This is a genomic window from Bifidobacterium amazonense (assembly GCF_018555435.2).
Taxonomy (GTDB): Bacteria; Actinomycetota; Actinomycetes; order Actinomycetales; family Bifidobacteriaceae; genus Bifidobacterium; species Bifidobacterium amazonense.
This window is the reverse complement of sequence record NZ_JAFEJT020000024.1, coordinates 22,796-43,655: the sequence shown is the minus strand read 5'-3', so window position 1 is coordinate 43,655 and position 20,860 is coordinate 22,796. Positions and strand designations below refer to the sequence as shown.

Below are 20,860 nucleotides of genomic sequence, written 5' to 3'. Positions count from 1 at the left end.
TCGCTTTTGCTAGGTGAAGGATCCTTCTCACGCGTCGGCTCTGCAATCAAGGACTCGCCTTGCGGCGAGACTCATGCCTGCCTTCGCTCGACTATCGCCTCGCTCAGGCTGACGCTACGGACAGTGCACCGCACTGTCCGCTTAACGCGTCAGCCCTGCAACAATAGACTCGCCTGACGGCGAGACTCATTCCTACCTTCGCTCAGCTATCGCCTCGCTCAGGCCGACGCTACGGACAGTGCACCGCACTGTCCGCTTAACGCGTCAGCCCCACACCTCCTTGGCGATGGACTGGACGAGCGCGATCTTGGCCCACTGCTGCTCCTCGGTGAGCTTGTTGCCCTCCTCGGTGGAGGCGAAGCCGCACTGGGTGGACAGGCACAGGCGGTCGAGCGGCAGGATCTCGGCGGCCTCGGCGATGCGCGCCTTGATGACCTCGGGATCCTCGAGCTCGGGCTTCTTCGACGTGATCAGGCCGAGCACGACCTTCTTGTCGCCCGAGACCTTGGCGAGCGGCGCGAAGTCGCCGGAACGGTCGTCGTCGAACTCGAGGTAGTAGGCGGCCACGTTCTCCTTGCCGAACAATACGTCGGCCACGGTCGCATAGCCGCCGGCGGACGCCCACGTCGAATGGTAGTTGCCGCGGCAGTCGTGCGTGGTGATCACGAGGTCGGCCGGCAGGTCGGCGATCGCCGCGTTGTTCATCGCCGCGTACTGCTCCTGCATCGCGGCGAACTCCTCGGCCGTGTAGTGGCTATTGAAGTTCGGATCGCAGAACATGCCCCACGTGCAGTCGTCGAGCTGCACGTTGCGGCAGCCGGCCTCGTACAGGGCGAGGATCAGCCCGTGGAACGCGGCGGCCGTGTCGTCGGCCAGCTGGTCGTAGGCGGCCTGGTCGCTGCCGTAGAACTCGTGCACGGATTCGATGTTCTCCGGGCGGAACAGTTCGGCGTACAGCTGCGAGGGGGAGGGGATGGTCTGACGGGCCACGACCGTGTCGTCCTCGAACTGCTTGAGGAAGCGGAAATGGTCGACGAACGGATGCGTGCCGTCGAACGCGATCCGGCCGCTCAGACGGGCGGATTCGGCGCGGGTCACCTCGTCGTGGAACACGTAGCCCTGGTCGATGGCGACCTTCTCCACGCCGGCGAAGCCCCACATGCAGTCGAGATGCCACCAGCCGCGGCGGAACTCGCCGTCGGTGATCGCGTGCAGGCCGGCGGCCTTCTGCTTGGCGACCAGTTCGGTGATGCACTGGTCCTCGACGGCCTTGAGCGCCGCGGCGTCGATGCGGCCGGCCTCGAAGTCGGCGCGGGCGGCCTTGAGCTCGGCCGGGCGCAGGTAGCTGCCGACCACGTCGGCGCGGAACGGCGCGTTGTGTGCGTATGCCATGGATGTCCTCACGATCTTGCGCATCGGTTGCGCATGGCGATTGGTTGATACGTTGCGTAACCTTACCGCAACCCGGCCGACGACGTTCCGTATGCGTCCCGCATGCCGGTCGGGCCGTGCGCGGGGCGTCTTATGCGTTCGCCGTCGCGCCGCGGTGCGCCTCCGGGCGGAAGACGTCGGGTTCGACGTAGATCTCGAACCGGTACCATGGCAGCGCGCCGCGCACCGATCGTTCGATCTTGTCGACCGTTTCGACGTCGTAGTCGCGGTCGAGCTTCGACGTTTCGACCTTGAGGCACAACAGGATGTCGTCTTCGGACATGTGGATCGTCTGCATGTTGAGCAGCCTGGTCACGCCGGGCGTCGACGTGACCGCGCGGACGATCTCGTCGCGCGTCACCTGGTCGACGGTCTCGCCGAGCAGGAGTGAGCCGGATTTGAACGCGAGCAGCAGTGATCCGGCGATCAGGACCAGGCCGACCATCAGGCCGCCGACCGCATCCCACAGTTCGTCGTCGAACGCGATCGCGAGTCCGATGCCGGCGCCGGCGAACGCGAGGCCGATGAGCGCGAGCGTGTCCTCCATGATGACGGAGGCGAGTTCGGCGGACTTGGTGCGCCGCCAGAAGCGGAAGACGCCCATGTGCGGCGTGCGCGTGCGTTCCATGCGCTCGTTCGCCTCGCGGATGCTCGAGTGCAGGCCGTAGCCTTCGAGGCAGGCGCTGACGGCCACGACGACGAGCGCGGCGAACAGTTCGATCCGGCTGGCGTCGCGCAATGCGGGGTCGGCGATCACCGCGGCGATCTTCTTGACCGCCTCGGATGTGGAGAAGAAGCCGCCGACGAAGAACAGCAGCGTGGCGACGACGAACGAGGCGAGGTATTTCGCGCGGTACAGTCCGAACGGATGGTCGCCGTCGGTGCGGTGCTTGGAGAAGCGGCCGCCGATCATGAGGACGATCTCGTTCGAGCAGTCGGCGATGGAATGCACGGATTCCGAAAGCATGGCCGACGATCCGGTGAATACGGCCGCGCACAGTTTGGCCGCCGCGACGCCGATGTTCGCGGCGAGCGCCGCCTTGACGGCGGCTCCCGCATGCTTGGCCTGTTGCTGGATTCCCGTACCGGTGTCGCCGGCGTGCGCGTTCCGATCGTTCGGCTCGCCCATGATGCCCCTCTTCCCATGATGTTGCTGGAAACACCACACATTGTAGGAGCGTCGGGAACCGGGATGGGAAAGGAACGTTACTCCTCGGCCACAAGTTCGAGATAACTGTCGTTCCACAGATCCTCGTCGCCGTCGGGCATGAGCAGCACGCGTTCGGGGTTGAGCGCCTGCACGGCGCCCTCGTCGTGGGTGACGAGCACGATCGCGCCCTCGTATTTGGCGATGGCCTTGAGGATCTCGTCGCGCGAGGCTGGGTCGAGGTTGTTGGTCGGCTCGTCGAGCAGCAGCACGTTCGCGCGCGAGGTGACGAGCGTGGCGAGCGCGAGTCGCGTCTTTTCGCCGCCGGAGAGCACGCGTGCGGGTTTCAGCGCGTCGTCGCCGGAGAACAGGAACGAGCCGAGGATGGAGCGTGCCTGCGTGTCGTTCAGTTCGGGTGCGACGTGCGTGAGGTTCTCGAGCACGGTGGCATTCAGGTCGAGCGTGTCGTGCTCCTGCGCGAAGTAGCCGATCTTGCAGCCGTGACCGTATTCGACCACGCCGGTGTCGGGCTGTTCGATGTGCGCGAGCAGGCGCAGCGTGGTGGTCTTGCCGGCGCCGTTGTAGCCGAGGATGACGACGCGCGAGCCCTTGTCGACGGCGAGGTTCACGCCGGCGAACACGATGTTCGAACCGTACGCCTTGGAGATGTCCTTGGCCATAATCGGCGTGCGGCCGCAGGGCGCGGGTTCGGGGAAGCGGATGTCGGCGACCTTCTCCTGCTTCTGCGCCTCGGACGTGTTTTCGAGCAGCTTTTCGGCGCGGCGCATCATGTTCTGCGCGGCCACGGCCTTCGTGGCCTTGGCGTGCAGGCGGATGCCCTGCTTCATGAGACGTTCGGCCTTCTTCTCGGCCACTTCGCGTTCGCGGCGGCGGCGCTCCTCGTCCACGGCGCGCTGGTGCAGGTACGCCTTCCAGCCGAGCGAATACATGTCGATCTGGCCGAGCTGCGCGTCGAGATGCCACACCTTGTTGACGACCTCGTCGAGCAGTTCGGTCGAATGGGAGATCACGAGGAACCCGCCCTCGAACTTCTTCAAGAACCCGCGCAGCCATTCGATCGAGTCGGCGTCCAGATGGTTGGTGGGCTCGTCGAGGATCAGCGTGTCCGCGTCGGAGAAGAGGATGCGCGCCAGTTCGATGCGTCGGCGCTGGCCGCCCGACAGGGTGCCGAGTTCGCGGCCCATCACGTCCTGCGGCAGGCCGAGGCTGTCGGCCATGGCGATCGCCTCCGACTGCGCCGCGTAGCCGCCCGCCTTGTCGAAGTCCTGCATGATCTTGTCGTAACGGTTCATCGCGCGCGTCATCACGTCCGGATCCGGATCGGTCATCTCCTTCTCGCACTTGCGCATGCGGGCGATGATCGAGGCGATGTCGCGCGCGCTCATCATGCGGTCGAGCGCGGTCTGCGTCTGGTCGGCCGCATGCGTGTCCTGCGGCAGGTAGCCGAGCTTGCCCGAGACGCGCACCTTGCCCGCGGTGGGCAGCATGTCGCCGGTGATGACGCGCGTCAATGTGGTCTTGCCGGCGCCGTTGCGGCCGACCAGACCGATCTTGTCGCCCTTGGCCACGTGGAAGTCGGTCGGATGCAGCAGCGTACGTGCTCCGATCTGAATCTCAAGTCCCTGCGCTTCGATGGCCATGCCGTTCAGCCCGCCTTCCGTCGTATTCCCGTTGTCGTCATTTCCGTCTGTCCGCGTTCGGCCGATCCGTTCCGTATGCCGCCCGCCGTAAAGTCCAACGGTCCACTATAGCGAATGGGTGCGAATCGCGAAGCGAAACCGGCCGGCCGGCGGTAGGCTGGACGCGGCGGACAACCGGAAGGCCGGATTGCCGGCCTACGTTCGATGCGACGAAAGGAGCCCAAGCATGTCCGACAGCAAACGCACGATCCTCGTCACCGGATTCGACCCGTTCGGCGGCGAACCGGTCAATCCCGCGTTCGAAGCGGTCAAACTCCTGCCCGACGACATCGCCGGGGCCACGGTCGTGGGCCTGGAGATCCCCACCGCGTTCACGCGCAGCGCGCAGGTCGTCGAGGAGGCCATCGAACGCGAACGGCCCGACTGGGTGCTGTGCGTCGGCCAGGCCGGAGGACGCGCCGCGATCACCGTCGAACGGGTCGCGATCAATCTCGCCGAAGCGTCCATCCCCGACAACGACGGCGAACAGCCGTTCGACGCACCCTTGCGCGAAGACGGCGACACCGCGTATTTCGCGACCCTGCCGGTCAAGGCGATGGTCCGGAACATCAACGATCACGGCATTCCCGCCGCCGTGTCGTACACGGCCGGCACCTACGTGTGCAACGCCATCATGTACCACGTGCTCTACCTGCTCGACCGCCGGTTCCCCGGCGTCAAAGGCGGGTTCATCCACGTGCCGTACGCGGTCGAACAGGGCGTCGGCAAGTCGGCGGCGACGCCCACGATGGCGGTCGCGACGATGGCGAAGGCACTCGAGTACGCGATCGAAGCGATCGTGCACGACGAGACCGGCGCCAAGGGACACGATGGCGGGAGCAGTGCCGCCGGGACGATCTGCTGAATATCCGTGGGACGCCTCATCGACCCTTAGGGGTTCGTCCCCGGCGTCATCCCCGGGAATCAGGGTATCTTCATCCCGTCGGCCGATGGTACGCGAAAGCCGGAAACCCTACCCTTGACGGTATGCACACGGCGCAAGGCTTGATCATGTGGATCATGCCACGGATGCGCCGCCGAGGGAAGGATGACGACATGGCAGCACGCATCGCAACGGACGGCGTTCCGACCGCATCCGCCGCACGGGGAGCCGTCCGCGCGGGGACCGTGCGCAGTTTCGCCCGCTACCGCCGGCAGCGCGCCGCGAAAACGCTGGTCCGGCTGACCGCGGCGCTTCTGGCCGCGATCGCGGTCGTCGCCGGCCTGCTGTTCGGACTCGGACGTCTCGCCCATTGGGGCCCGTTCACGCCGGGCATTCCCGAAGCGACCTATTCGGCCGACTCGTGGAACACGATCGTCGTCAACCAGTGGCAGCGCATCCCCGACGACTGGCCCGCGCCGGACCTGACGCAACTCGCCAACGGCCAGCAGATCGACTCGCGGGCCTATCCGGACCTGCAACGCATGTTCGACGCGATGCGCGCGGACGGATTGAACCCCGAAGTGACCGCCGGCTATCGCACGCATGACGAACAGCAGCAGCTGCTCGACGACAAGATCTTCCTGTACGAGAACAATGGCATGGACGCCAAGGACGCCGAAGCGAAGGCCCGACTGCAGGTCGCCCTGCCCGGCACCAGCGAACACGAGCTGGGAGTCGCCGCGGACATCAACGCCGTGGGCGCGTCCGACGCGGACGCCAACCAACGCGTCTACGACTGGCTTGCCACCAACGCGTGGGAGTACGGGTTCATCCTGCGCTATCCGGCAGGCAAGACGTCCGTGACCGGCGTGGAACACGAGCCGTGGCATTACCGGTTCGTCGGCGCCGAAGCCGCCAAGGCCATCCATGAGTCCGGCATCGCGCTCGAAGAGTACCAACCGTGACCTCGTCATTTCGGTAGGGCGTTTCCCGTTCCTCTTTTGCCGTTCCGGCCGCAAATGCTACGCTGGATGGCAGGAGACGGACCGCATGCGTGCAACGCGATCGGCCCGCCGCTTGCCCCCCCCCTCAATGCCGAGTCGGGGCCGGGACCCAGAGAAGGAAACGGTCATGGAAACACGACATGACACGAATGAGCGACACGGCGGCACAGCAGGAACCCGCAGATGGATGACGGCCGGACTGGCGGCGCTCTGCCTGTGCCTGCCGGGCGGCTGCTCGGCGACACCGGCAGGAGACGACACGGGCACGACGTATGCGTCGCAGCTGCCATCCGACGATCGGATCGCCGATCTGGAGACCGTCGCCAAACGATTCGTCGCATGCCTGACCGAACGGGGACTCGTCGCCAAACTGGCGGACACCCTGTCGCTGACCATGGACGGATCGACGACGTCAGCGCCGCAGACCACGGTCGTCCTGCGCACCATCGGCGCGGACGGCAATCCGGTCGAAACGGACGGATACGGGATCGAAACCGACGCGTCCATCGCGAACCTGTACGGGAACGTGCAATACCGTCTTACCGGCTCGGACGGATCATGGTTCGCGGTATCCGGCTCCGCGGCGCTCGCCGACACGCCATACGCGTCCAGGCAATCCGACTATGCCGCGTGCGAGGCCGCGAATCCGGATTTCTCCCAGCCGCCGCTTTCCGGCGACGCGGCCCGTCCCAAACCGAATCCGCAAGTGCAGCAGGCCATGCTGGAATTCGCCCTCAAGGCCCGGAAAGCGGGATTCGACTGGGTGGCCGATCCCGGGCCGAACGACTACGGCAATACGCTGAGCATCCCCGACACCGTGTCCGCGGAAGAATTCCGCCGTTTCCTGGAAACGTTCCCCGCCGACGACAGACCGGATTTCTCGATCCTCTTCAGCCAGGGGCAGGAAGAACTGCAGGCGATATACAACGGCATGGAATGACCCGAATCCGAAGTAGGTAAGGCGAGGGCGACGCGCGGAACACACGGTCAAGGAGCGTATGGGATGGCACGAACGCAAACACGAAGGATCGGCATGCGACGCAAGGCCGTGACGCTGGTCGTCGCGGTCATCGTCGTGATCGCGCTGGCGGCGGCCTGCATGGTCACGAAACCATGGGATGCGATCGGGCGGCTGATCGCATCCGGACAGGCGACGAACGGCAGAACGATCGACGTGACCACGCTGCGCACGGCACAGGTCACCCGGGGCGTGCTCGACGCCGAAACCCGGCTCGGCGCAACCTTGCGATACGACAAGGCGAACGATTTCGCGGCCGCGCCAGGCATGATCACCCAACTGCCGGTCGCCGGCAAACAGATCGACACCGGCGAACAGGTGTACGAGATGGACGGCGTTCCCGTGCCGCTCTTCCACGGCGAACGCCCGTTCTGGCGCACGCTGGACACCGATGCGGCGGATGGCCCGGACGTCACGCAGCTTGAGGAGAACCTTGCCGAACTTGGGCTTTTCGCCGGTGAGCCGGACGCGCATTTCGACTGGACGACCCGCGAGGCGGTTCGCCAATGGCAGCTTTCGTTGGGATTGACGGGCGATGCGGCGTCCGGCACGTTCGCCCCGACGTCCGTGGCGCTCGCACCGGCGGCGCCGATCCGCATCACGACCGTGAACGCGAAACTCGGCGAATCGAACGCGGTGCCGGCCAGCTACACGAACGTCACCCTGCACGTCGAGGCCACGCTCACCGCCACGCAGGCCGCCACGTTCAAGGCCGGCGACAAGGCGCAGGTCGTCCTGCCCGACAACACGACCATCGACACGACGCTCACCGCCGTCGACCAAGGTGGCCAGGCCACCGGAACGGACGGGCAGGTCACGTCGCCGTCGGCCCGCGTCGACTTCCCCGACCAGTCGCAGGTCGCGAAATTCGGGCCCACGACGGTCAGCCTCGTCATCCCCAACACGTCCGGCCAGTCGACCGTCGAAACGCTCATCGTGCCGGTCACCGCGATCATCGCGTCCGCCGGCAGCACGTACGCGATCGACGTGGTGCGCGGCGACCGGCTCGAACGCATACCCGTCGAAATCGGACTGGTCGCGAACGCCCAGGTCCAGATCACCAAGGCCGACGGGCTCAAGGAAGGCGACAAGGTGGTGATCTCATGACCGGCGACCTGCTGACGCTGGACCATGTGACCAAGGCGTTTGCCGGCAGGTCCGGGACGATGATCGAGATCCTGCATCCGACGACGCTGGCGATCGGCCACGGCGAACGCATCGCGATCGTGGGGCCCTCCGGCTCCGGCAAATCGACGCTGCTGTCGCTGCTCGGCACGCTCGACATGCCCACCACAGGCACGCTGCGCTACGACGGCGACGACGTGACGGCGATGGGCGAACGACGGCGCAGCGAACTGCGCGCGGCCCGCATCGGCTTCGTATTCCAACAATTCCACCTCATCGCCGGCGTATCCGCCCTGGAAAACGTGACGATCGGCCTGCAATACACCAGCCTGCCGCGCGCCAGACGCCGCGAGCGCTCCACCGAAGCGCTCGAACAGGTCGGATTGGGGGAGCGGCTGCGCCACCGTCCCTCGCAACTGTCCGGCGGCGAACAGCAGCGCGTCGCCATCGCACGCGCGCTCGTCAAACACCCCGACATCATCTTCGCCGACGAGCCGACCGGCGCGCTCGACACCGACACCGGGCACACGATCATCGACCTGCTGCTCGACGCGGCCGGCGACGGCGCAAGCCTCGTCGTCGTCACGCACGACCCCACGGTGGCCGCACGCTTCGACCGACGACTGCACATCCGCGACGGCATGGTGAGCGAAACGACGCAAGGAGACGAGCATGCGTAACCCGACATCCACCAGACGATCGCCGCGCATACGCAAACCATTGCGCACACGCATCGCCGACCTCCTGCACACGGCATGGATCGGCACGACCGGCCGCGTCTCACGCACCATACTCGCCTCGCTCGGCATCGCGCTCGGCGTCGCCGCCTACGTGGCCCTGTCCGGCATCGCCGCATCCAACCAGACCGCGCTGCTCGCCCGGCTCGACGCGCTCGGCGCGAACCTGCAGATCGTCGCCCCCGGCCAGGACGCCGCCCGACAGACCATCCCACTGCCGGAATACGCGCCCGACACGATCGCCCGCCAACCCATCGTCGAACAGGTCGGCGTCTTCGACACGCCACCGCAGAACATCCGGATCTTCAAAAACGAACTCGTCCCCGCATCCAACGGCAACGCGCTCGCGCTCGCCATCATGCGACCCGGAGCCCTCGACGCGCTCGGCACGACCTTCGCGCGCGGCCATGGCATCGACCGCAACAACGAACACCTGCCAGTGACGGTGCTCGGCTCCGAGGCCGCATACCGGCTCGGCGTCAACGACGTCGGCGACCGCATCCTCATCGACAACGAATGGTACGGGGTCATCGGCATCCTCGACCCCATGCCGCAGGCCGAAACGCTCAACACGTCAGCCATCATCGGCGAAGCATGGACGCTCGACCACTATCCCGACCAGGCGGCGGACATCGCCCAAATCAGCGCGATCTACGTGCGCACCACGCCGGGCGACGCCGAAACGATCCGACGCACGCTCGCCCACGCGGCCAACCTCACCGACGGCAACGTGAGCGTGACCGCAAGCGCCGACCTGTCCAAGGCGCGCAACGCCACCAGCGACTCCCTGACCACGCTCGGCCTCATGATCGGCATGATCGCACTCGCCGTCGGCGGCATGAGCATCGCCAACATGATGATCGTCACCGTCATGGAACGCCGCGGCGAAATCGGCCTGAGACGCGCGCTCGGCGCCACGCCCGGCACCATCCGCATGCAGTTCGTCACCGAAGCCGCCATGCTCTCCGCCTTCGGCGGACTGGCCGGCATAGGGCTCGGCGCGGGCACGGCGGCGGGCGTGGCGCTCGCGGCCGGTCAGCCGCTCGCCCTGGACTGGGGGAGCCTGCCGCTCGCATGGGGCGCGGCCGTGACGGTCGGCATCCTGGCCGGACTGTATCCGGCGGGACGGGCCGCCCGGCTCACGCCGACCGAAGCGCTCAGAAGCGAATGAACCGGTTTCCGGGATGCCGTCAACGAATCCCGGAAACCCGCATGATAGCCTTATAAGCTGCGGCGCGTAACAAGCGAGGTGACCTATGGGCGATGTCAGACGGGAAATGGAACGGCTGCGACCGGTCTACGAGACCGGCGTGCTGCGCCTGCTCAGACGGGAAACCTCACGACTCTACGTGGCGTTGCTGCGCGCCGCATTCGACCCGCTCACCGGTGAGCTGCCCCGCGAAACCCTTGAAGAGCGTTTCGCGCAAAGCCTGTCCATGCTCGCCGATGCCGGCGAATACGCGCCAAGGCCGGATCAGACCTACGCCGAAGCCGCGCGTCAGATCCTCATCGACCTGAGCCGCGAAGGCGACGGCGACTACGCGTGGCTCGCCAACGCGCACGACGCCGCATCGCATCGTTTCCTCTACCGGCTCACCGCCCGCGCGCATCGCGCCATCGAAGCCCTGTCCAAGCTCGAGGACGACACGCGAACCCTGTCCGGCGCCCAGGCCAACAGCATCATCATGGAAATCGAACATGCGCGCATGCAGCTGACCTCCGATCCGGGCGAGCGCGTGCGCCTGCTCACCGAGGAGATCAACGAACGCCAGCGCGAAATCGAACGCATCCAGCAAGGCCAGACAAACGCGGACCTGACCGACGCGCAGGTCGCGGACGTGATCGCCGTCATCCACAACACGCTGCGCGGCGTGCCCATCGACCTGCGCGAACTCGTATTGTCCGAACGCGACAACGGCGATGCGCTGCGCCGGCGCATGCAGGGCGGCGACATGAGCGTCGACGACATCCTCAACGCCTACCATAACGAATACCGCAAAGCGTTCGACGAATCCGATTCGGGCCGCCGGTTCAACGACGCGTTCCAGGTGATCATCACCGACGAAGGACGCCAGCAGATCGACGACGCGTTGCGAGACATCGCCAGAACCCCCTACCTGGCCGGTTCCGCGGGCACGCTGCTCAATCAGGTACGCGACGAACTCGCCCTCATCTACAACGGGTTGGAAGCGGTACGACGCCAGCGGCGCGTCTCCGACGAAGCGGTCAGCCGACTCGTCCGCCAACAGACCGACACACGCTACCGCACCATGCTCGGCATGCTCAACCGTCTGTTCGTCCATCTCAACGCGGACGCGAAAGCGCATCCGAATGATCCGACGCGACCTTACCGCACCGACAGCTCGATCGCGCAGATCACCGCCCTGCCGACACGACCGGCCCGATCCATGACCCGCGCCGCCACCCGCAGCCTCGCCGACATGGAACCGGACATCCTAACGGGCAATGACGGCCAGCCCATCGATCTCAAAGACCTGATCATCGGCGGCGGACCGCGGCTCGCACGCATGATCTCACTCATCCGTCTCGACCCGGTCACCGCCGACGACGGGCGCATCGACATCGCCGCCAGCTTCAACCGGCTGCCGGACGAGGAACGCCGCGAAAGCGAACTCGTCGGCTTCCTCGGCGCCCTACCGGCATGCGACGGGCCGAACGCCGCCACATGGCACTGCATATCACTCGACAATGATCGCCGGGACTGGACGACGCTGCCGATCCTGGCCAGTCACGACGAACTGGACGACATCATCAAGGAGGAAGGGGAACCGGCATGAACGAACCGGACACAGCCATACGCGGCACCGACGAACACGACATGACGGACACGACCGTCGGACAGACTGAACCGGCGGTCAACCCATACGCCCTGTTCGAAGGAGACAGCGGCGACATGACCGCCGACGCGCGTCGGGCCGCGATCGCGCTCAAACGCGAACGCTACATCAGCGGAGACTTGTACGAGATCGCGCTCGACAACCGCGACGCCGTCGAACGCTCCCTCAACAATGATCTGCTCGAACTGGTCATCAACGACCGTTACCGCATCATGATCGCCATGCCCGTGGCCAGCGGCGACATCACGTTACGTTCGCTGAAAACCCGCGTCAGCCTCAAACGCGAGGAAGCCGTACTGCTCGCCTTCCTGCGTATCCGCGTACTCGAATACGACAACGCGCGCGAACCCGCGGACAACTGGCTGATCAGCCTCGAAGAGATACGATCCGCGCTCGCCACCGGCACCGGCTACTTCGCCGCGCGCAACGACGAGGAAGGCGTGCTCAAACAGGTCGGATCGGTCGTATCCGCCATGTGCACGTACGGGTATCTCGAACGCAGCACGGACGACGAAACCCTGTACCGGATCACACCGCTCGTGCCGGTGGTGCTCGACCGCGAACTGGCCGAATCCTGGCTGGACATCGCAACCGGCAACGACGAGACCGCGACCGGCACGACGCGCACGGACACGGACGACAAGGAAGGGGAGTGACATGCCCGCAGCACTGCAGATGATCGCCGACCGGTGGATGATGGAAAGCCGCCAGCTCGTCAACTGGGGCTCATACGAGGGATACCATGAGTTCCGCCCCTCGATGGACAAGAGCCTGCCGGTGACGCTGCTCGCCGGCGCCAGCGAATCCGGCAAGTCGACGCTCGTGGACGCGCAGATCTCGCTCCTATACCCGACGGGCACGCCATTCAACAAGGCGTCTAACTCTGGACGCTCCGAACGCAACGACTACACGTACCTGCTCGGCATGACCGGCACCGGTGACGACGACCGGCCCAACTACCTGCGCGGAAACGACGACAACGGCACGCCGCAGGCCGTATGGGGCGCAATCGTCGACACCTACCGCAACCTGACCGACGGGCAGACGCTGTCATGCGGTAAATTCCTGTACCTGATGCCGGGAGACGAGAAAAACGCCGTCCGCCGCCAATACGTGGTATGGAACAAGCCGATCGACCCGCGTCTCATGGACCAGTACCGGGACTCGCCGTTCACGCCCACGCAGCTGAAAGCCGCCTACCCGCAATGCCTCACCTTCCCCAGCGCGGAGGCGTTCCACGAACACATCTGGCCCATCATGGGCCTGAGCGCCGAAGCATGCCGATTGCTCGCCAAAATCCAGTCCGCCGACGCACCCTCGCGCCTCGACGACATCTTCAAACAAGGCGTGCTCGGCGTGCCCGAAGCGCTCGAACTGGCCCGCGCCACCGTCGACGACTACGACCGATACGCGGAAAACTTCCGCAGCATGGAAGACAAAGCCAAACGTATGGACAAGCTGCGCGCCATCCGCAACAGCTACGAGGCATACGATACGGCACGCAAGGAGGCGAACCGGTTCACAACCATCGACCCGAACACGGAAACCGGCGCGCGCACGATACGACGATGGGGCACCTCCCGTATGGCCGCCACGGTCGCCGCGCAACTGCCGATCGACGAAACCGAACGCAACACGCGACAGGCCGACGCCGACGCGGCCGGCCGCCACGCAGACGAACTCAATGCGCGCATCGACGCGATCCGCAGCCAGATCAACGGTCTGGACGGCGGCAACCTCACACGCCTCGAATACGAGCTCACCACGGCCCAACACACGCTGCAAACCGCAACGGCCACACGCGAACGCATCGCACGCGGATGCGAAGCCATCGGCAAAACCATGCCCGCCGACCACAGCGCATGGGAACAGGCGCGCATCGACGCAGCCACGTTCATCCGCGACTACGAACGACGCAACGACGAACTCGAAACGGCACGGGACACGGCATCCAACGCCCGAACCAACGCCAACATCACACTGCGCACGCTCGAACGCGACTACCAGCGACAAAGCGCGCAACGCACCCGCATCACACAGCAAATGGACGACTCGCGCGCCATGCTGTGCCACGCGACCGGACTGAAACCCTCCGAACTGCCATACGTCGCCGAACTCATGGACGTACGCGACGGCGACGAACCATGGCGTCTTGCCATGAACGTCGTATACGGGCCCATCGCCCAAACCATCCTCGTCGACAAACGCCACGAACAGGGATTCGCCGCCAAAGTCAGCACCATCGACCCGCACGCCATGGCAAGACGCACCTGGCAGTTCGTCGACACGACACGCCAACCAGGAGACGGCCATGCGCCCGCATCCGCGCTCGCCGACACAGCCGACGACTGGATGTCCGACAAACTACGATTCCGCGAAGACTCCCCATTCGCTGCATGGCTACGCGAACAAACCCGATCCGAACGGTTCGACGCACGATGCGTCACCGCCATCGACGACACGGACCGCACCACCCGTCAGGTCCAAGCCGACGGACAGATCAAATCCGGCAAACGCGGCCAACACGGCGTCAAAGACCGCCCGCAGATCATCGGCTTCGTCAATGAACAATACCTCGAACAACTCCGGCAACGCGTCGCCGACGCCCGCACTGCCGCCGACGAAGCGGAACACGCATACGCGGACGCCAAAGCAGCCATCGACCAGCTGCGACACGAACGCGAAATCGCAAGCCAGATCGTCTACACGGAATGGGACAACGTGGACACGGACGGCGCCGAACAACACATCCACGACATCGAAACCACCATCCAATCCATCACAAACAACCCCAAGCTCGCCGAACTCACCGAACTGAAAGACGCATTGGGCGACGAACTCACCCACACGCTACGCCGCCAATCCGAAGCACAGCAAGCCGCCGACCACGCGTCCGCAGCCGTCGACGCAGCCCACGCATGGCTGGACAGCCATCGCGACGCCATCGCCACCGACGACCGACAAACCCCGCCGCTCGACGACGTCGTCGTCAACACGCTCCAAACTGCCTACAACCAGCGACTCGACGGCCTCCCCGACGACGCCATGCGCGCGCACATGATCATCGGAGCCGGAAAAACCACCGGCCCCAACGACACACCGTTCGACGCGCGAATCATCGACGGCATCGGCAAGGACGTGACCGCCACCATCGACAGACTGAACAACACGACCGAAACCAAACGCACCGCCGTCGAGCTCCACATGAGCGGATACATCGACCAGTACGCGTCCGACGACGACGCGCTCGCCGCCAGCGTGAACGACTACCGGTACTATCTCGAGGAGCTCAACGATCTGTCGCAACTGGTCGCCACCACCGCGACCGCGGGCGAATACCATCGCTGTCTCAACCATCTGCTCATGAGCCTGCTCACGCTCAAGCGCGCCCTCGACACGGATGCGGGCGACATCCGCGACCAGCTCGACCGCATCAACGCGATGCTTCGCGGCCAGCAGTTCGGTCCGCGTCACGGCAGTCTGTCCCTGCATGCCGACGTGCGCAGGCCCGACCGTGATTTCACGACGAAGATGCAGCATGCCATCGGCACGCTCAATGATTGGAAATCATCGCAGGGACAGTCCAACGCGATCGATTCGCGGCGAACGTTCGCCGCATGCGCGACGATCATCGAACTCCTGCGCGTCGACCTGGCGAAGGTCAAGGACGTCAACGGCGTACGCAGCTACGGTGCGCGCAACCTCGACCCGCGATGCCGTTCGGCGTTCTACGCGCTTGTGCATCATGACGATGGGCAGGATGAGCGCATCACGTCGACCGGCGGACGCTCCGGCGGCGCACTGCAGGAGCTCACGTCGTTCGTGTACGGCGCGGCGCTCATCTACATGCTTGGCGGCGGCATGGAACGTCGGCTCAAGCCCAGCTACACGACGCTGTTCCTCGACGAGGCGCTCATCAAGGCCGACGGCCGGTACACGAGGCGCGCGCTGAGCGTGCTGCCACGGCTCGGCTTCCAGGTGATCGTCTCCGCGCCCGAAAGCAAGACGGGGGAGATCATCGAAGTGTCCACCAAGGCGTACGTGACGCGCAAGGATCCGGACAGCGGACGCACGTCGCTGCGCGAGGCCACCTGGAACGGCTATGAGGATGCGCTCGGCGACGGCGCCGCTACTGCCGCCGGTGTCGACGGCACGGGCTCACTCGCCGATGACGTCGCCGACGAGTCCTGAGACGATCGCCATGATGAGCGAGCCGATCACCGACCACCAGAAGCCGTGAATGACCACGCCCACGTCGAACAGGGTGAGCGCCAGCCATGAGGCGAGTTCCATGAACAGCCAGTTGAGCACCAGCGCGAACAGGCCGAAGCTCAGGATCGAGATCGGCAGGGCGAGCAGGTGCACGACCGGTTTGATCGACGCGTTGATGAGAGCAAGGAACAGCGAGAACGCGGCGATGCCGAGGATCGGCGGCTCGCCGACCGCCTCCATGCCGGGCAGCAGGGCGACCATGACGCCCGCGGCGATCGTCAATACCAGCCAACGATAAACGAAGTGACTCATACCGTCGATTATCCCAGCCGAAATGTCACCGGACTGTGATCGTGGACGATTCGCCGCGGCGAAGCTCCGGCAGCATCACCGCGAATAAAACGACCGCGAGCACGGCGGTGAGCAGATCGGCGAGCGCCTGCGCGGCGATCACGCCCGTATAGCCGGCCATGCGAGATCCCACGAACAGCGTGACGGCGAGGATCACTCCCTGGCGGCCGATCGACAGGACGAACGCGCCGAGCGCCTTGCCCGCCGACTGGAACGTGCAGGTCGTGACCATGACGATCGCCACGCATACGAGGCTGAGCAGCTGCACGCGCAGCATGCCCGCGCCAAGCGTGACGATCGTCTCGTCGGCGATGAAGAAGCGCATGAGCATGCGGTCGGCGAGGCTGAGCACGAGCGTCATGGTGAGCGCGAACAGGCATAGGAACACGTACGAGAAGCGCATGATCGCGCGCAGCCGAGGCATGTTGCGCGCGCCCCAGTTGTAGCCGATGAGCGGCTGCGCGCCGAACGCGAATCCGGCGAAGACGAGCACGGCGATCATGACGATCTTGAGCGCGATGCCCATTGCGGCGACCGCGTCGGTGCCGTAGGGCAGCAGGAACAGGTTGACCATGACGATGCCGACGCTTTGCGTCAGGTTCGTGATGGCCGCGGGGATGCCGATGGCGAAGATGTCGCGGATCTCGTGCGCCGCGACATGCAGCCGGCGTGTGGCGCGGTCGATGACGAGCCGTGGGGCGATCGACAGGTTCGGGCTGCGCCGCAGCAGGAACCAGACGAAGTACAGGTCGGCGCAGATGTTCGCGATGACGGTCGCGCCGGCCGATCCGGCCGCGCCCCAGCCGAACACGTGGACGAACAGCGGGTTGAGCATGATGTTGACGACGGTGCCCGCGACCGAGCCGGTCATCGACTGCACGGCGTGGCCTTCGGTGCGCAACAGGTTGACCGGGGTCATGGAGACGATGATGAACGGCGAGCCGATGATGATGAGCGTGTAGAAGTCGGATGCATGCCGCCACGTGTCGGCGGTCGCGCCGAGCAGCGTGAGCATGGGGTCGCGGAAGACGAGGCCGAGGACGGCGATGAGGATGCCGGTGACGATCGCGGCGTAGAAGCAGAACACGCTCAGCCGCTTGCCGTCCGCGTATCGGCGCTGTCCGAACAGGCGGGAGATGACCGACGCGCCGCCGAGGCCGAAGATGTCGCCGAGCGCGATCATCACCGTGAACACGGGCGCGGTCAGGGACACGCCCGCCACCATGCTCGTATCGCCGGTGTGCGCGATGACGTACGTGTCGACCATGTTGTAGACCAGCGTGACCAGCATGCCGAGCACCACCGGCGTCGCCAACGAGAAATACGCCTTCGGTACCGGTGCCTTTTCGAACAGTTCACTGTTCATACGTCTCCTTGTCCCTTCTTTCCGTGGCCGTGCCGCGATTTTTCCGGCGGATTGTCACGGGCATCATAGCCGCCACAGTGCGGACAAACGACACGCCAGCGGGGAGCGGGAGGGAGTAGGGGAGTCGAAACGGTTCAGATCAGGATGCCGTTGCAGTGGTCGATCTCATGCTGGATGATCTGTGCGGTGAAACCGTCGAACGTGGCGGTGACTTCACGGAACCGGCGCGTCTGGCACGTGACGGTGATGCGTTCGTATCGTACGGTCGGGCGCATGCCGGTCAGCGACAGGCAGCCTTCCTCGGTTTCGTATTCGCCGGAACGTTCGACGATGCGCGGATTGAACATGACCGTATTGCGGCCGGTCGTCTCGTCCGAGAACACGATGATCCGCTTGCCTACGCCGATCATGTTCGCGGCCATGCCCACGCACGAGTCGGCGTGCGCGGCCAACGTGTCCGCTAGATCGACGGCCACATGCAGATCGTCCGTCGTCGCCGGTTCGGACGGCTTGCTCAGGAATCGTTCGTCGGTCATGATCGGCTGCTGCATGGTCGTTCCCTTCCCGTGAATGCGATATGGTGCATGCGCATCGCATCGTACCAGCCCTTCCCGTCTCCCATCCTTCGCGGATCGGCGGGGGATCGTCAGTCATCGCCGTGTTCGTCCCGCCGGCGGCGTCGCTCCAATGCGTAATAGCTGGCGTAACAGCAGATGACGAACGGCACCATGCAGTACAGCGTCGAACGCTGCGTCTCGTCCAACACCACCAGCACCAGCGCGCCGATGCACATCACGATGGCGAGCCAGGGAAGCAGCGGGTATCCGGGCGCACGGTAGCCCAATTCGCCGGCGGAATGCCCCTCGCGCGCCCATTCGCGGCGGAACCGGATATGGCACACGCACACCGAAAACCACACCACCAGCGTGGCCAACCCGGAAACGGCCACCAACACCAGATACACGGTGGACGCGGCGATCACGGAGGACAGCAATGCGAGCAGTGATCCGACCATGCTGAACAGCACGGCCCACACGGGCACGCCATGGAAGTTCGTCTTGGCGAAGCGAGCCGGGATCAGCCGCTCCTTCGCCAGCGACCACACCATGCGCGAACACACGTACAGGCCGGAATTCGCCGCGGACAATACCGCGGTCAGCACCACGAAGTTCATCACGTCGCCGGCGAACGGCATGCCGATCGACTGGAACACCAGCACGAACGGGCTGGTCTCCACGCCGGCCCTGTGCCAGGGGATCAGCGAGGCCATCACCGCGATCGAGCCGATGAAGAAGATCGCCAGACGGAACACCGTGGTATGCACGGCCTTCGGGATCGCGCTTGAAGGATCCTTCGTCTCGCCCGCGGCCACGCCCACCACTTCGGTGCCGGAAAACGCGAACACCACGGTGAGCAGCGTGGAGAACACCGGCGCGAAACCGTTCGGGAACCATCCGTCCGATGCGAAATTGCCGAACAGCGGCGCATGATCGTCCCCGGCGATCGGGATCGCGCCGAAGATCGCCAGCAGTCCGATGAGAATGAACGCGACGATCGCCAGCACCTTGATCGAGGCGAACCAGAATTCCGCCTCACCGTACAATCGCACCGACATGATGTTGAGCACGAACACCACCGCGATGAACACGGCCGACCACGCCCATGCCGGCGAATCCGGGAACCAGCGTTGCATGAGCAGGCCGGCCGCGGTGAATTCGCTGGCGAGCGCCACGGCCCAGTTCAGCCAGTACAGGATGGCGATGGTGAACGCGGTGCCAGGGCCGATGAACCGTTTGGCATACAGGTGAAAACTGCCGGCGTAGGGCATGGCCACGGACAGCTCACCGAGCGAGACCATCACGCAGTAGACCAGGAGCGAGCCGACCGCGTACGCCAGGATCGCGCCGAGCGGGCCCGCCTGATGGATGGTGTAGCCAGAGCTGACGAACAGGCCCGTGCCGATCACGCCGCCGAGCGAGATCATCGTCAGGTGGCGTGATTCCATGTTCCGTTCGAGCTCGGTCCGCCCGTTCTCCGTTGCGCTGGTTTGCTTATTGCCGGCATCCGTCATGTTTCGGGGTTCCTTTGCTTTGACCACGTGCAGCCACTGTTCGGATTATGTCGAACCAATGATACCGGTCCGAGCCTGCGTCGAACACGTGGCATGCCGTCCCAACGGTCGGCAAGGTGCCGCGTGCGGTTATCCGGAGATGCTCTCGATGACGGAGCTGATCGTGTCGAATGATTCGTCGGCCTGGTCGATGATATGTTTGCCTTGTTCGACGTGACCGGGACGAACGGAGGAAAACATGAGTGCGGACAACGGCAGTGTTGCGTATGACGGCGTACAAACGCCGAAACGACGGGACGACGAGCGGACAGTGGCCGGCGCGCACCGCAGGATGCGTCGCGCAGACCGGGAAATCACCGACCCCGCACGCATCGGCGAGATCATCGCCCGCTGCGACATCGTCGACGTCGCATACGCGGACGCCGAAGGACTGACGATCGTGCCATTGAACTTCGGCTACGACTACGACGAACAGACCGGAGCACTCACGCTGTGGATGCACTCCGCCAAGCAAGGACGCAAACTCGACGCAATACGGGCAGCCGACAACCATCTGCCCGTGGCATTCACCATGCACGCCGACTGCGAAGTCATCGCAGGCCGCACCGCATGCAACTGGGGCGAAGCATTCACGTCGATCATCGGCAACGGCACCGCCTCGATCGCGAACGACCTCGAAGAACGCCGCCACGGACTGCAACGACTCATGGCACACCAAGCACACATGCCACACGTCGAATTCACCGACACGCAAGTCAACAGCGTCACGGTCTGGCGCATCGACACGACACGACTGACCGCCAAAGAACACGCCAAACCAACCCCAACCCACGCCATGAGACAGCATTCCAGCGACAACATGGCATCATGACAACAACAGAAACGGGGCGCGCAACCGCAACGGTCACACGCCCCATCATCGACATCCCATCCGTCACTTCACAAACGGCGCGCTCG

17 protein-coding genes are annotated in these 20,860 nt (G+C 65.1%); 10 read left to right on the top strand and 7 right to left on the bottom strand.

What is annotated here, in order from left to right; all coding sequences use genetic code 11:
* Positions 1–264: 264 nt before the first annotated feature.
* The 3 genes from JS533_RS07085 to JS533_RS07075 all read right to left on the bottom strand — a co-directional run bounded on the left by JS533_RS07085 (position 265) and on the right by JS533_RS07075 (position 4,239).
* Complete coding sequence (locus tag JS533_RS07085; RefSeq protein ID WP_241513737.1) at positions 265–1,392, bottom strand: 5-methyltetrahydropteroyltriglutamate--homocysteine S-methyltransferase; 1,128 nt, start codon at positions 1,390–1,392, stop codon at positions 265–267.
* A 130-nt stretch (positions 1,393–1,522) separates the two neighbouring features.
* Positions 1,523–2,560 (bottom strand): cation diffusion facilitator family transporter, encoded by a 1,038-nt coding sequence (locus tag JS533_RS07080; protein WP_241513736.1) that lies wholly within the window; start codon positions 2,558–2,560, stop codon positions 1,523–1,525.
* Positions 2,561–2,637: 77 nt separating this feature from the next.
* Entirely contained in the window at positions 2,638–4,239 is a 1,602-nt protein-coding gene (locus tag JS533_RS07075) for an ABC-F family ATP-binding cassette domain-containing protein (RefSeq protein WP_241513735.1), read from the bottom strand.
* 226 nt (positions 4,240–4,465) lie between these two features.
* On the opposite strand from JS533_RS07075, the gene pcp reads away from it, so the two are divergent.
* From pcp to JS533_RS07030, 9 genes are all read left to right on the top strand, one after another.
* Positions 4,466–5,143, top strand: coding sequence for a pyroglutamyl-peptidase I (gene pcp, locus JS533_RS07070; protein WP_241513734.1), 678 nt, complete (start codon positions 4,466–4,468; stop codon positions 5,141–5,143).
* A gap of 191 nt (positions 5,144–5,334) precedes the next feature.
* Positions 5,335–6,126, top strand: a complete 792-nt coding sequence (locus JS533_RS07065) for a M15 family metallopeptidase (protein ID WP_241513733.1) — start codon at positions 5,335–5,337, stop codon at positions 6,124–6,126.
* A gap of 166 nt (positions 6,127–6,292) precedes the next feature.
* Positions 6,293–7,105 carry a hypothetical protein gene (locus JS533_RS07060; protein WP_241513732.1) on the top strand — a complete coding sequence of 271 codons (813 nt, stop codon included), beginning with the start codon at positions 6,293–6,295 and terminating at the stop codon, positions 7,103–7,105.
* Positions 7,106–7,168: 63 nt separating this feature from the next.
* A complete protein-coding gene (locus JS533_RS07055) occupies positions 7,169–8,290 on the top strand; it encodes a peptidoglycan-binding protein (protein ID WP_241513731.1) in 1,122 nt (373 codons plus the stop codon).
* Positions 8,287–8,988: an ABC transporter ATP-binding protein gene (locus JS533_RS07050; protein ID WP_241513730.1), complete on the top strand. Its 702-nt coding sequence runs from the start codon at positions 8,287–8,289 to the stop codon at positions 8,986–8,988. Before JS533_RS07055 ends, JS533_RS07050 begins: the two co-directional genes overlap by 4 nt.
* Positions 8,981–10,216, top strand: a complete 1,236-nt coding sequence (locus JS533_RS07045; protein WP_241513729.1) for an ABC transporter permease — start codon at positions 8,981–8,983, stop codon at positions 10,214–10,216. Before JS533_RS07050 ends, JS533_RS07045 begins: the two co-directional genes overlap by 8 nt.
* Positions 10,217–10,301: 85 nt before the next feature.
* Entirely contained in the window at positions 10,302–11,843 is a 1,542-nt protein-coding gene (locus JS533_RS07040) for a DUF3375 family protein (RefSeq protein ID WP_241513728.1), read from the top strand.
* A 41-nt stretch (positions 11,844–11,884) separates the two neighbouring features.
* A complete protein-coding gene (locus JS533_RS07035) occupies positions 11,885–12,559 on the top strand; it encodes a DUF4194 domain-containing protein (protein WP_338024168.1) in 675 nt (224 codons plus the stop codon).
* Position 12,560: 1 nt separating this feature from the next.
* A complete protein-coding gene (locus JS533_RS07030) occupies positions 12,561–16,094 on the top strand; it encodes an ATP-binding protein (RefSeq protein ID WP_241513726.1) in 3,534 nt (1,177 codons plus the stop codon).
* Here the strand turns inward: JS533_RS07030 and JS533_RS07025 are convergent.
* The 4 genes from JS533_RS07025 to JS533_RS07010 all read right to left on the bottom strand — a co-directional run bounded on the left by JS533_RS07025 (position 16,062) and on the right by JS533_RS07010 (position 19,903).
* Positions 16,062–16,427: a phage holin family protein gene (locus JS533_RS07025; RefSeq protein ID WP_241513725.1), complete on the bottom strand. Its 366-nt coding sequence runs from the start codon at positions 16,425–16,427 to the stop codon at positions 16,062–16,064. The genes JS533_RS07030 and JS533_RS07025 overlap by 33 nt on opposite strands.
* A gap of 25 nt (positions 16,428–16,452) precedes the next feature.
* Positions 16,453–17,832, bottom strand: a complete 1,380-nt coding sequence (locus JS533_RS07020) for an MATE family efflux transporter (protein WP_241513724.1) — start codon at positions 17,830–17,832, stop codon at positions 16,453–16,455.
* 134 nt (positions 17,833–17,966) lie between these two features.
* Positions 17,967–18,383: a peptide deformylase gene (locus JS533_RS07015; RefSeq protein ID WP_241513723.1), complete on the bottom strand. Its 417-nt coding sequence runs from the start codon at positions 18,381–18,383 to the stop codon at positions 17,967–17,969.
* Positions 18,384–18,478: 95 nt separating this feature from the next.
* Entirely contained in the window at positions 18,479–19,903 is a 1,425-nt protein-coding gene (locus JS533_RS07010; RefSeq protein ID WP_241513722.1) for an amino acid permease, read from the bottom strand.
* 238 nt (positions 19,904–20,141) lie between these two features.
* Between JS533_RS07010 and JS533_RS07005 the strand changes: the two genes are divergently transcribed.
* Complete coding sequence (locus tag JS533_RS07005) at positions 20,142–20,774, top strand: pyridoxamine 5'-phosphate oxidase family protein (protein WP_241513721.1); 633 nt, start codon at positions 20,142–20,144, stop codon at positions 20,772–20,774.
* The last annotated feature ends 86 nt before the right edge of the window (positions 20,775–20,860 follow it).